Source organism: Arthrobacter oryzae (assembly GCF_030718995.1).
Taxonomy (GTDB): domain Bacteria; phylum Actinomycetota; class Actinomycetes; order Actinomycetales; family Micrococcaceae; genus Arthrobacter; species Arthrobacter oryzae_C.
Window position 1 is genome coordinate 3,882,211 of record NZ_CP132204.1, and the last position, 11,998, is coordinate 3,894,208.

12 protein-coding genes are annotated in these 11,998 nt (G+C 65.7%); 10 read left to right on the forward strand and 2 right to left on the reverse strand.

Annotated features, from left to right (window positions below; translation table 11 throughout):
• Positions 1–16 precede the first annotated feature (16 nt).
• Positions 17–439, reverse strand: a complete 423-nt coding sequence (locus Q8Z05_RS17770) for a hypothetical protein (protein WP_305940889.1) — start codon at positions 437–439, stop codon at positions 17–19.
• Positions 440–676: 237 nt separating this feature from the next.
• On the opposite strand from Q8Z05_RS17770, the gene Q8Z05_RS17775 reads away from it, so the two are divergent.
• From Q8Z05_RS17775 to ppk2, 10 genes are all read left to right on the forward strand, one after another.
• Entirely contained in the window at positions 677–1,471 is a 795-nt protein-coding gene (locus Q8Z05_RS17775) for an IclR family transcriptional regulator (RefSeq protein ID WP_305940890.1), read from the forward strand.
• Between the two features lie 154 nt (positions 1,472–1,625).
• Positions 1,626–2,903: a cytochrome P450 gene (locus Q8Z05_RS17780; RefSeq protein ID WP_305940891.1), complete on the forward strand. Its 1,278-nt coding sequence runs from the start codon at positions 1,626–1,628 to the stop codon at positions 2,901–2,903.
• Positions 2,904–2,907: 4 nt separating this feature from the next.
• Positions 2,908–3,987 carry a PEP/pyruvate-binding domain-containing protein gene (locus Q8Z05_RS17785; RefSeq protein ID WP_305940892.1) on the forward strand — a complete coding sequence of 360 codons (1,080 nt, stop codon included), beginning with the start codon at positions 2,908–2,910 and terminating at the stop codon, positions 3,985–3,987.
• Positions 3,988–4,034: 47 nt separating this feature from the next.
• Complete coding sequence (locus Q8Z05_RS17790) at positions 4,035–5,906, forward strand: PEP-utilizing enzyme (RefSeq protein WP_305940893.1); 1,872 nt, start codon at positions 4,035–4,037, stop codon at positions 5,904–5,906.
• Positions 5,899–6,663 carry an SDR family NAD(P)-dependent oxidoreductase gene (locus tag Q8Z05_RS17795; RefSeq protein ID WP_305940894.1) on the forward strand — a complete coding sequence of 255 codons (765 nt, stop codon included), beginning with the start codon at positions 5,899–5,901 and terminating at the stop codon, positions 6,661–6,663. Before Q8Z05_RS17790 ends, Q8Z05_RS17795 begins: the two co-directional genes overlap by 8 nt.
• A gap of 48 nt (positions 6,664–6,711) precedes the next feature.
• On the forward strand, positions 6,712–7,032 hold the full coding sequence (locus Q8Z05_RS17800; protein WP_305940895.1) for a 2Fe-2S iron-sulfur cluster-binding protein: 321 nt from the start codon (positions 6,712–6,714) through the stop codon (positions 7,030–7,032).
• Positions 7,033–7,034: 2 nt separating this feature from the next.
• Positions 7,035–8,360, forward strand: a complete 1,326-nt coding sequence (locus Q8Z05_RS17805) for an NAD(P)/FAD-dependent oxidoreductase (protein WP_305940896.1) — start codon at positions 7,035–7,037, stop codon at positions 8,358–8,360.
• Between the two features lie 40 nt (positions 8,361–8,400).
• Complete coding sequence (locus Q8Z05_RS17810; RefSeq protein ID WP_305940897.1) at positions 8,401–9,162, forward strand: HD domain-containing protein; 762 nt, start codon at positions 8,401–8,403, stop codon at positions 9,160–9,162.
• A complete protein-coding gene (locus tag Q8Z05_RS17815; RefSeq protein ID WP_305940898.1) occupies positions 9,159–10,676 on the forward strand; it encodes an aldehyde dehydrogenase family protein in 1,518 nt (505 codons plus the stop codon). Before Q8Z05_RS17810 ends, Q8Z05_RS17815 begins: the two co-directional genes overlap by 4 nt.
• A gap of 122 nt (positions 10,677–10,798) precedes the next feature.
• Positions 10,799–11,734 carry a polyphosphate kinase 2 gene (gene ppk2, locus Q8Z05_RS17820; RefSeq protein ID WP_305940899.1) on the forward strand — a complete coding sequence of 312 codons (936 nt, stop codon included), beginning with the start codon at positions 10,799–10,801 and terminating at the stop codon, positions 11,732–11,734.
• 15 nt (positions 11,735–11,749) lie between these two features.
• Here the strand turns inward: ppk2 and Q8Z05_RS17825 are convergent, their stop codons facing one another.
• Positions 11,750–11,968 carry a three-helix bundle dimerization domain-containing protein gene (locus tag Q8Z05_RS17825; protein WP_305940900.1) on the reverse strand — a complete coding sequence of 73 codons (219 nt, stop codon included), beginning with the start codon at positions 11,966–11,968 and terminating at the stop codon, positions 11,750–11,752.
• Positions 11,969–11,998: the final 30 nt, after the last annotated feature.

The following is an 11,998-nucleotide window of genomic DNA, read 5'->3' on the forward strand; positions in this document are numbered from 1 at the left end:
CTGCGTCTGATGCGTGTCATCGTACGCTTCGCATCCCGCTGTAGGCTGCGACGGCCCCTACCAGGAAAATGAGGACGGTCAGATAGACCGGGCCGAGGTGCCCGGGCGTGGCCAGCCCCCATGGGTAGTGTGCAGGGAGGGCCACGGCGAGTCCGACGACCGGGACGACAACGGCTGTGGCGAAGGCCCACCGGTCTCCGCGGCGCACCCCGAACCAGGACAGGCCTGCGATGGCCAGTCCGGTCGCAGCGATGAAGCCGCTGAGTGCGATGTGCAGATGGCTGATGTAGTGATACAGCTGCGGGCTGAACGCCTCGACGTCCGCCTTCCCCTTGTCCACCTCATCGGGGCCGATGCCCAGCTCGAGGAAGGTGCCCGAAAAGTTCAGTACCAAGAAGACTGCGGCATACCCCACGAAGGCCAGGCCGGCAAGCGTCATGAGAGCGGCTCCTGTCCGGAGGCGGGACTGTTTCCCTTGGGGAGCTTGGACGGCAGACAAGGCCACCACCCCCTTTCCTATTCACGTAGATAGGTGAATGGGAGTCCCCTCGCCTCTGGCTTGTCAAGAGACGACTTGTAGATGCACAGGCTGGTCAGGAACCCGCACGGGAAGGCTAGACTCTGATCGGACTGCCGGAGGCGGTCCTGCAATCGGAACGCACGCAAAGGAGCAGCGATGGCCGGCGGCAGCCGCGAACCTGGCCGTTCCGTGACGTCCAAGGTCCTGGCCATCCTGGAAGCATTCGAGAAATCCCGCGGCGCAATGAGCCTGACCGACATTGCGGAACAATCAGGGCTGCCGCTGAGCACCGCACACCGTCTGGTCAACGAACTCACGGACTGGGGTTTCCTGACGCGCGAACCCAACGGCCGCTACCAGCTGGGCATCCGGCTGTGGGAACTTGCCCAGAACACCGGACGGCAGCTCCGCGAAGCTGCCCGTCCCTACATCCAGGACCTGTTCTCCCTGACAGGCGAGACAGCGCACCTGGCCATCCGGGCGGGACATGAGGTCCTTTACATCGACCGGGTCTACGGTTCCAAGCGCGTGCCCCGGGCCTCCCGCGTCGGCGGCCGCCTTCCCATGCACGCCACAGCCGTCGGGAAAGTCATCCTTGCGTTCGAGGACGACTGGGTCCGGGACGCCTACCTCAACCGCGACCTCGAGCGGCCCACCGCCCATACCCACATTGACCCGCGGCGGTTTGCCGAAGAGCTGATCCAGATCCGGGAACAGGGCTACGCCACCACCATGGAGGAGATGCGGCTCGGGTCGTGTTCCATTGCGGTCCCGGTTTTCCACACCGGCAGGATCGGCGCCGGACTGGGCCTCGTGCTGCCCACATCGCAGGCATCCACCATGACCAGGCACCTTCCCGTCCTCAAGGGCATATCGGCCCAGATTGAGCGTGCCACTGCACGGATTCCGCTGGAAACGTTGATTGGCGTGCATCGCGGAGCAAGGGACTGACGGGTCAAAGCGGCGACGCCGGGCCGGCTCTGACATTGCCTTCCGCTCAGTGGAAGTCAAAGCTGTTATCCCGAGGTGAGGTGGACCACACTGGTCCGTAAGAACCCCGGGCACCGTTGACGGTGCCGGGCGGAACCACTTTTCAAGGAGCCCCATGTCATCGTCGACAGAAACGGCCGGCCGCTGTCCCTTCGGATACGGCGCCGAAGCCCCCGCCGGACACCACGGCTATGAGCCCTTCCAGATGAAGGACCCTTTCGGTGCCTATGCCGAGCTCCGGTCCGAACAGCCGGTGATGTTCGATGAGCGCGTCGGCCTCTACGTTGTCTCCCGCTACGACGACATCAAGGCCGTTTTTGAGGACTGGGAAACCTTCTCCAGCGAAAACGCCCAGGCCCCGGTCCGCGAGCGCGGACCCGCCGCGAAAAAGATCATGGAAGACGGCGGCTTCACCGCCTACTCCGGACTTTCCGCCCGTCGCCCGCCGGAGCACACCCGGATCCGCGCCGTGGTGCAGAAGGCCTTCACGCCCCGCCGCTACAAAGCACTGGAGCCTTTCATCCGGGAAAACGTCGTCAAACTCATCGAGAAAATGCTCTCCCGCGAAGAGCGCCGCGGCGACATGGTCAAGGACCTCGCCTACGACGTCCCCACCATCACCATCCTCACCCTGATCGGCGCGGACGTTACCCGGGTGGACACCTTCAAGCGCTGGAGTGATTCCCGCGCCGCCATGACGTGGGGTGACCTGAGCGATGAGGAACAGGTCCCGCACGCCCGCAACCTGGTCGAATACTGGCAGGAATGCCTGCGCCTGGTCCGCGTGGCCCATGAGGAAGGCGGGGACAACCTCACCGCTGACCTCGTGAAGGCACAGCACGAAGGCGCGGAAATCTCGGACCATGAGATCGCCTCGGTTCTCTACAGCCTGCTCTTCGCCGGTCACGAAACCACCACCACGCTGATCGCCAATGCCCTGCGGGAGCTGCTGGCCCGTCCCGCGCAGTGGCAGCAGCTGGTCGAAGACCCCAAGAAAATCCCCGCAGCGATCGACGAGGTCCTCCGCTACGCCGGCTCGATCGTCGGCTGGCGCCGCAAGGCCCTGAAAGACACCGAAGTGGGCGGGGTCCCCATCGAGGAGGGGTCGCAGCTGCTGCTCCTGATGGGCTCTGCCAACCGCGATGAAAGCAAGTTCGAAGCCGGCGAAGACTTCGACATCACCCGCCCCAACGCCCGCGAGCACCTCTCCTTCGGCTTCGGAATCCACTACTGCCTGGGCAACATGCTGGCCAAGCTCCAGGCCAAAATCGCGCTCGAGGAAGTGGCCCGGCTCGCCCCGGAGCTGCAGCTCGAGGACCCGGAGGCCATCGCCTTCCGCGAGAACCTCTCCTTCCGTGTCCCCGAGACCGTTCCTGTCACCTGGAAGGCCTGACCCCATGCAAAGCAATGAATACATCCAGTTCTTCGACGGCGGCATCGAACCTGAGCTTGAAAACCTTGGGGGCAAGGGCGCTTCCCTGGTCACCATGACCTCCGCCGGCATGCCTGTCCCGCCCGGCTTTGTGGTCACCACCGCCCAGTTCGATGCGTTCATGGACGAAGCAGGCATCACCCGGCACATCCACCAGCTCCTCGCCGATCTGGATCCCGAGGACATGGGCCAGGTGGACAAGGTGTCCGCCGCCATCCGCGAGGACATCTGTTCCCGCCCCGTACCGCCGGCAATGCGTGAACTGACCATCACCGCCTACGAGTCGCTCATGGCCCGCTTCGACTCGCCGGTGCCGGTGGCCGTCCGCTCCAGCGCCACCGCCGAGGACCTGCCCGACGCCTCCTTTGCCGGCCAGCAGGACACCTACCTGTGGCTCGACGGGGTCAAAGCGGTCACCGAGCACATCCGCCAGTGCTGGGCCTCGCTCTTCACCTCCCGCGCCATCATCTACCGGCTCAAGAACAGCATCCCCAATGAGGGCCTGTCGATGGCCGTTGTGGTGCAGAAGATGGTCAACTCACGGGTGTCCGGCGTCGCCATCACCATGGACCCCACCAACGGTGACCGCTCCAAGATCACCATCGACTCCTCCTACGGGGTGGGGGAGATGGTGGTGTCCGGCCAGGTCACCCCGGACAACATCCTGCTGGACAAGGTGACGCTCGCCGTCGTCAGCGAACACCTCGGCGATAAGCACGCCGAACTGGTCCCCGACGCCGGCGCCAAGCGCCTGGTGGAACGCGAGGTCGACGCCGAACGCCGCGGCCGCCGCAGCCTCACCGATGCGGAACTCACCGCCGTCGCCCGGATGGCCAAGCGGGCCGAGAAACACTACAAGTGCCCCCAGGACATCGAATGGGCCCTCGACGCGGACCTGCCCGACGGCGACAACCTGCTGCTGCTCCAGTCCCGCCCGGAGACCGTGCACTCCTCGAAACCTGCCCCGCAGACGGCCCCGCAGCCGGTCGTCTCCGGCGGCTTCTTCAGCGCATTCAGCACGCCAACACTCAACCCTTCCGCCTAAGGCTCCACACACCAAGGCTCACCGCTGAGCCCTATGAAAGGACCGCCATGTCCCTGAAGTCCTTCCCCAAACCCTCCGAGCTAGCGGTCCCCGCCGGCGCCGACGGCTGGGAAAAGATCTACCCCTACTACCTCGTGTTCCAGGACAGGCTCAAGGAACAGGAGGACGCCAAGTTCTGGTTCTGCGACAGCCAGCACTGGCCCACCGTCTTCAAGCCCTTTGAAACCATCGGCGGCGAGTTCGCGGTCAAGTGCCTGGGCCAGTACAACGCCCGGCACCTGATGATCCCCAACGCCAACGGCATCGAATTCCGCATCCACCTTGGCTACCTCTACATGTCGCCCATCCCCGTGCCGGAAGACCAGATCGCCGCGCGTGTGCCGCTGTTCGAGCAGCGCGTGGGCCACTACTTCCAGAACTGGGAGCAGCTGCTCAAGGAGTGGCACGTCAAAGTCAAGGGCACCATCGCCGAGATGGAAACCATTTCCTTCCCCAAACTTCCGGACATGGTCCCCATGGAGGACATCGTTACCGGCAAGGGCAAGGACGGTTCCGAAAAGCTGCTGGAAAGCTACGACCGCCTGATCCAGCTGGCCTACCAGAACTGGCAGTACCACTTTGAATTCCTGAACCTGGGCTACATCGCCTACCTGGACTTCTTCAACTTCTGCAAGCAGGTCTTCCCGAACGTCCCGGACCAGTCGATCGCCACCATGGTGCAGGGCGTGGACATGGAGCTCTTCCGCCCGGACGACGAACTCAAGGGACTCGCTAAGCTCGCCGTGGAACTGGGACTCCAGGCCCACTTTGGCAACACGGACGACGTCGATGCCACCTTGGGTGCCGTCGCCGCCGCTCCGGGCGGGGACCGCTGGATCGCCCAGTACGAAGGGGCCAAGGACCCGTGGTTCAACTTCACGGTGGGCAACGGCTTCTACGGCCACGACAAGTACTGGAACGAGCACCAGGAAATCCCGCTCGGCTACATCGCGGACTACATCCGGCGCGTGGACGACGGCCAGGAAATCATGCGTCCCGTCGAAGCCCTGATCATCGAACGGGACCGCATCATCGAGGAGTACCGCGACCTGCTCGAAGGCGACAACCAGGCGGTCTTCGACGCCAAGCGCGGCCTTGCCGCCACCGCCTACCCCTACGTGGAGAACCACAACTTCTACATCGAGCACTGGACCATGGGCGTCTTCTGGCGCAAGATCCGTGAGCTCTCCCGCATGATGCACGCCGAGGGCTTCTGGACCGAACCGGACGACCTCCTCTACCTGGGCCGCAACGAGGTCCGCGACGCACTCTTTGACCTGGTCACCGGCTGGGGCGTCGGCGCCAAGCCGATCGGGCCGGACTTCTGGCCGGAGGAGATCGAACGCCGGCGCGGCATTGTGGACGCGCTCAAGACCGCCCGGCCTGCCCCGGCGCTGAACACGCCGCCGGAGTCCATCACCGAACCCTTCACCCGGATGCTCTGGGGCATCACCACCGAGCAGGTCCAGCAGTGGCTGGGTGCCGGCGAAGCGGTGGAAGGCGGCGGACTGCGCGGCATGGCAGCCTCACCTGGTGTGGTGGAAGGCCTGGCCCGCGTTGTCACCGACGCGGACCAGCTCTCCGAAGTGCAGCAGGGCGAGATCCTCGTTGCCACCGTGACGGCGCCTTCATGGGGTCCGATCTTCGGGAAGATCAAGGCTACGGTCACGGACATCGGCGGCATGATGAGCCACGCCGCGATCGTGTGCCGCGAATACGGACTTCCGGCCGTGACCGGGACCGGTTCGGCCTCCACCACCATCAAGACCGGCCAGAGGCTGCGGGTGGACGGGACCAAGGGCACGGTCCAGATCCTCGACGCGCTGGAACCTGACCTCCTGGCCGCCGGTTCCGGCGCGCACGCCCACAGCCATGTCTGACGTGACCATGCCTGAAGCAGGGAAAACTGTCCTGATCACCGGTGCCGCCGGCGGGCTGGGCCGGGCGTTCGCGCTCGGCTTCGCCGGCCGCGGCTACCGGGTCGCGGTGGCGGACATCAACCTTGAAGGCGCCGAGCAGACGGCGAAGCTGGTCCGCGAAATCGGCGGCGAAGCCGCAGCCTTCCCAGCGGACGTCACCAGCGTGGACTCCACGGAGGACCTCGCGAAAAGCTGCGCGGAGTTCGGAAACGGAAGCATCGACGTCGTCCTTAACAACGCCGCGGTGTACGCCGGGGTGACCCGGAGCCCGTTCGAGGACATTGACCCGGCCGAATGGGACCTGGTCATGAACGTGAACCTCAAGGGCCCGTGGCTGGTGACCCGCGCGGCCAGCCCCTACCTCCCGGAGGGCGGACGCGTCATCAACCTCTCCAGCGCCACCATCTTCAGCGGCTCCGAGCAATGGCTGCATTACGTCGCCTCCAAGGGAGGCGTGGTGGCCATGACCCGGGTCATGGCCAAGGAACTGGGCCGGCGGGGGATCACGGTCAACGCGATCGCCCCGGGCTTCACTCTCACCGAGGCCAGTTACGGGCTGATGGAAAACGCCGAGAACTACGGCGTGGACCGCGGTGCGATCAAGCGGGCCAGCCAGCCGGAGGACATCGTGGGTGCCGCGCTCTTCCTCGCCGGACCCGACAGCTCCTACTACACCGGCCAGACCATGGTGGTGGACGGCGGCCGCCAGTTCATCTGACGAGCCCGTCATCCAACCAAACATCCAACTTCAATCCAAGGAGGACCAATGCCAACGGTTCACTTCACCGACGCCCAAGGCGCCGTCCGCGACGTTCAGGGCAACGCGGGCGACTCGGTCATGGAAACCGCGGTACGCAACGGCGTCCCCGGAATCGTGGCCGAATGCGGCGGCTCACTGTCCTGTGCCACCTGCCACGTCTTCGTCCGGGAGGACTGCGTTTCGCAGCTGCCGCCCATGGAGGACATGGAGGACGAAATGCTCTACGGCACCGCCGTGGACCGCGAGGACAACTCCCGGCTGTCCTGCCAGCTGCGCCTGACGGACGACATCGAACTGTTCGTCACCACCCCGGAAACGCAGGTGTAGCCGTGGGCACCCACGCAGCGGCGCAGCCGACCAGCGTCACAGCCGGGGCACAAACCCTCCCCACACGGACGGGGCTCCTGATCATCGGCGCGAGCCAGTCGGGCGTGCAGCTCGCTGTATCCCTTCGCGCCCTGGGCTTCGACGAGCACATCACCCTCCTCGGCGACGAGGACCACCGCCCGTACCAGCGGCCGGCACTGTCCAAGGAGTTCCTGCAAGGCACGGTGGAGAGCGAATCACTCATCTTCCGCTCCAACGAGTACTGGGCCGAGCACAACGTGGAGCTGGTCAAGGGCGAATACATCGTCCGCATCGACAAGGAAGCGGACGGGTCCGGGGTGGCGCATGCGTCCTCCGGCCGGGAGTTCCCCTTCAAACGGCTCGCGCTCACCGTGGGTGCCCGTGCGCGGAAACTGGACATCGACGGCGGGGACCTGGACGGCGTGCTGTACCTGCGCAACGCCGACGACGCCCTGGCACTTAAGGCCCGGGTGGGCAACGCCACGGACGTGGTGGTGATCGGCGGCGGGTTCATCGGCCTCGAAGCCGCGTCCAGCCTGCATAAAATGGGCAGGAACGTCACGGTCCTCGAGTTCGGTCCGCGCCTTGTGGGCCGGGCCGTGGGGGAGGAGACCGCCGAGTACTTCCTGCAGGCACACCGCGCCCGCGGCCTGGACATCAGGCTCAACACCAGCGCGGCCCGCTTTACCGCGAACGACGCCGCAGGTGAAAATCAGAATTCAGTCGCCGCCGTCGAACTTCAGGACGGCACTGTGCTGCCTGCCCAGATTGTACTGATCGGCATCGGCGTCATTCCGAATACCCAGCTGGCCGAACAGCTGGGACTGGCCGTGGACAACGGCGTGGTGGTGGACCGGTTCGCGCTGGCGTCGGACGGGACCACCGTGGCGGTGGGGGATGTTGCCAACATGCCCAACCCCGTGCCGGGTTCCGAGCCGGGCGAACGGATCCGGCTGGAGAGCGTCAACAACGCCATCGAGCATGCCAAGGTGGCGGCCTACTCGCTCACGGGCAGGCGGGAGGAATACGCCGGCATCCCGTGGTTCTGGTCCAACCAGGCCGACCTCAAGCTCCAGATCGCGGGCCTCTGCAACGGCTACGACCGGACCGTGCTCCGGCGCGACGAGGAACGCGGCAAATTCAGCGTCCTGTACTACCGCCAGGGCCGGATCATTGCAGCGGACTGCGTCAATGCGCCGCTGGACTTCATGGCTGTCAAGAACGCCCTGGCCAAGGGCCGGAACATCCCGGCCGATGCCGCCGAGGACACCGCAACACCCCTCAAGACCATCACCACGGACAGCTAGCTGTACCCAGACAGCAGGTTGGCCCACCCGAAGGAGCATTATGAGCACCCCCAAGACTCCGGTCGCCGAGGCTGGCCCCGGCGCCGTCCCCACCGCTGTGGATACCGAAAATCCGGACCCGTTGGCCGAGGCCTTCGCCGCCGAGTACAGCATCCGGCCCGTTCCCGCACCGGGGCCGGTGGACACCACGCCCATCTGCACCACCCCTGCAGCCCTTGAGGAGCTCGACGCGCTGTGGCAGGCCGTTGTCCACGAGACACGGACCCGCGGAAACGACATCCACCTGCCGATTTCCCTCGCCTTCGCCGAACGGCTGTGCCGGGCCTACCCCCAGGCCGACGCCGGACTGGTGAGGGTGGCCACCCTGCTCCACGACACCGGCTGGGCCCACGTTGATGAAACCCGCATCATTTCGGAGGGCTTCGCCGGGGACTGGCGCAAGGCGGCCATCCGCTACGAACACGAGCAGCAGGGCTGCGACGTGGCACGCCGGGTGCTGCCCGGGCTGGGCTATTCGGCCGCGTTCGTGGAAAGCGTCTGCGAGATCATCGACGGCCATGACACCCGTCCCGTGGCGCGCTCGCTGGAGGATGCCCTGATGCGCGACGCCGACCGGCTGTGGCGGTTCGACCGTGCCGGGATTGCGCTGGCCTCCTCGTGGTTCAAGATGGATCCGGCAACCTACACGGACAGGCTGGCCACCGAGATCGTGCCCGAACTCATCACCCAGGCAGCCGTGGACATGGCCGCCGCAGACCTCGACCGCTCCAACGCCCTGCTGAAGACGGCGGTGATCCGATGACGTCCGCCACCCATGACGCTCCCGCCCTGACAGCCCGGAGTGGACTCTCCCTGCCGCACACCCACGTGGACACGATTTTCGTCGACGGTGCCTGGCAACCATCCCGCGGCACCGGCCGGAACCCGGTCACCGACCCTGCCACGGGCGAAGTCTGGGGCTCGGTCCCGGACGGCACGCCCGAAGACGTGGACGCCGCCGTCGGCTCCGCCCGGCGGGCGTTCCATAATTCCGACGACGGCGCCTGGCCCCGTCTGACACCTTCCGAGCGCGCCGCCTATCTGCTGCGGATTGCCGACGAAGTGGAACAGCGGGCTGACGAGCTGTCGCTGACCAACTCCCGGGAGAACGGCTCTCCGGTGGCCGAGTCCGCCGGTGCCGCGGCCAACGCGGCAGGCATCTTCCGCTACTTCGCGACCCTGGCCGAATACCTGGAGCGTGAGGACGTCCGTCCCTTCCCGCGCGGCGGGGGAGAGTCTGTGGTCCGGCGCGATCCCCTGGGAGTGTGCGCACTGATCGCGCCGTGGAACTTCCCCATCAACCTTGTGGTCATCAAGCTGGCGCCGGCACTGCTGGCCGGCTGCACCGTCGTGATCAAACCGGCGTCGCCCACGCCCTTGTCCATCCGTGTGATCATCGACGCGGTGGCCGCTGCCGGAGTACCCGCCGGCGTCGTCAACCTGGTCACCGGCTCCGGCCGGCTGGGAGATGCGCTGGTGAAGCATCCCGGTGTGGACAAGGTGGCCTTTACAGGTTCGACGCCCGTGGGCCGGAAAATTGCCGCCGCATGCGGGGAGCTGCTGCGCCCGGTCACGCTGGAGCTCGGCGGTAAGTCCAGCGCCATAGTACTGCCCGACGCCGACCTGGAGGCCATGTCCAAGGTGCTGATCCGCTCCTCCATGCGCAACACCGGCCAGACCTGCTACATCTCCACCCGGATTCTTGCACCCGCGAGCCGTTACGACGACGTAGTGGACATGGTCACGGCCACCATCGCCGCCGGGAAGCAGGGTGATCCGCTGGACCCCGCCACCGTCTTTGGGCCCTGTGCCACGGAGTCCCAGTACCGGACTGTGCTGGAGTACCTGGAATCGGGGCTTGCCGAAGGGGCGCGCGCCACGACCGGCGGCCGTGCGGCGTCGTTGGCCGGCGGGTTGGAGGGCGGCTACTTTGTGGAGCCCACGGTGTTCGCCGACGTCACCCCTGACATGCGGATCTCCCGCGAGGAGATCTTCGGCCCGGTGATCTGCGTCCTCAAATACGATGAGGTCGATGAGGCGGTTGCCCTCGCCAACAACACGGACTTTGGGCTGGGAGGCCTGGTGTTCGGGCAGGACCCCGAAACGGCCCTCGCTGTTGCTGACCGGATGGATACGGGCTCCGTAGGCATCAACTTCTTCGCCTCCAACCATGCCGCACCCTTTGGCGGCCGGCACGACTCGGGCCTGGGCACCGAGTACGGGATTGAAGGCCTGAATGCCTACCTGAGCTACAAGTCCATCCACCGCCGCGGGTAGAGGGAGCCGGTTCCCGTCGGCGTGACGCCCGCCGCGCTGAACCTCACGGCCTGCCTTCTCCCGCTGATGATCCGTCAGATAAACTGCCGTCGACGCTTCGGCAATGCCGGAAGGAGACCCGGATGGTGCAGCTAGGCCGGCCGTGGACACCCGGGGATTCGTGGTGGGTCCGGGACAACCTGCGTGAAGCCATAGACCGGCTCGTCGAGGTGGGCTACACGGTGAGAGGCGGGCAGGGCGAGGACCCGGAGCTGATTGACCCCGGGGGCTCGGCCGTGCAGACCTGGCGGGAGGACTACCCCTACCAGGAGCGGATGTCCCGGGAGGAATACGAACTCGAAAAGTATCGCCTGCAGGTGGAACTGCTGAAGTTTCAGTACTGGGGCCAGGATCACGGCCTGAAAATCGTGATCGTATTCGAGGGCCGCGATGCCGCCGGCAAGGGCGGGACGATCAAGCGGTTCACCGAACACCTTGATCCCCGCTCGGCCCGGACCGTGGCACTGAGCAAACCGTCGGACCGCGAGCACGGTCAGTGGTACTTCCAGCGCTACATCCAGCACCTTCCCACCGCCGGAGAGATCGTGATGTTCGACCGGTCCTGGTACAACCGTGCCAACGTGGAGCGGGTGATGGGCTTTTGCACCGACGATGAGTACGAGACCTTCATGGGGCAGGCTCCGTTGTTCGAGAAGATGCTGGTGGATTCCGGCATCCACCTCAGCAAGTTCTGGTTCTCCGTCACCCGGCACGAGCAGCGAACCCGCTTCGCGATCCGCCAGATCGACCCTGTGCGGCGCTGGAAGCTTTCGCCTGTGGACCTGGCCTCCCTGGACCGCTGGGAGGACTACACGAAAGCCAAGGAAGAGACGTTCCTGCGCACGGACACCGACCACGCACCATGGATCACGGTCAAGTCCAACGACAAGAAGCGGGGACGGGTCAACGCCATGCGCTTCTTCCTCAACCAGTTCGACTACGCCGACAAAGATGCCTCGGTTGTGTACGACCCGGACCCGCTCATCGTCCGCCGGGGCCGCGACGCCGTCGGAGACTGAAGGGTCCCACCGAAGTCAGAGTTCAGCGCTTTGAGCGTTGAACTCGCGGTTGAGGCGGTCCTTGGCCCGATGTTCCACCAGGGTGGGGATGTAGGTCCGGATCCTGCTGTCATCCAATGTTCCGTATTCCTCCGCGACAATCCGGCCCACAAGGGGGCGCGGTGCCTCGGGATATCGGGCGGCGAGCCGTTCCGTGATTTTGGCGATGGTGTCGGGCTTTTCCGTGTCGTCCATTAGATTATTTTGACGCCGGGGGGCCGCGGC

Coding starts and splice junctions, on each gene's coding strand:
- Q8Z05_RS17810 (WP_305940897.1), top strand. CDS start 8,401: ATGAGCACCCCCAAGACTCCGGTCGCCGAGGCTGGCCCCGGCGCCGTC.
- Q8Z05_RS17800 (WP_305940895.1), top strand. CDS start 6,712: ATGCCAACGGTTCACTTCACCGACGCCCAAGGCGCCGTCCGCGACGTT.
- Q8Z05_RS17795 (WP_305940894.1), top strand. CDS start 5,899: ATGTCTGACGTGACCATGCCTGAAGCAGGGAAAACTGTCCTGATCACC.
- Q8Z05_RS17770 (WP_305940889.1), bottom strand. CDS start 439: ATGACGCTTGCCGGCCTGGCCTTCGTGGGGTATGCCGCAGTCTTCTTG.
- Q8Z05_RS17815 (WP_305940898.1), top strand. CDS start 9,159: ATGACGTCCGCCACCCATGACGCTCCCGCCCTGACAGCCCGGAGTGGA.
- Q8Z05_RS17780 (WP_305940891.1), top strand. CDS start 1,626: ATGTCATCGTCGACAGAAACGGCCGGCCGCTGTCCCTTCGGATACGGC.
- Q8Z05_RS17785 (WP_305940892.1), top strand. CDS start 2,908: ATGCAAAGCAATGAATACATCCAGTTCTTCGACGGCGGCATCGAACCT.
- Q8Z05_RS17825 (WP_305940900.1), bottom strand. CDS start 11,968: ATGGACGACACGGAAAAGCCCGACACCATCGCCAAAATCACGGAACGG.
- Q8Z05_RS17775 (WP_305940890.1), top strand. CDS start 677: ATGGCCGGCGGCAGCCGCGAACCTGGCCGTTCCGTGACGTCCAAGGTC.
- ppk2 (WP_305940899.1), top strand. CDS start 10,799: ATGGTGCAGCTAGGCCGGCCGTGGACACCCGGGGATTCGTGGTGGGTC.
- Q8Z05_RS17790 (WP_305940893.1), top strand. CDS start 4,035: ATGTCCCTGAAGTCCTTCCCCAAACCCTCCGAGCTAGCGGTCCCCGCC.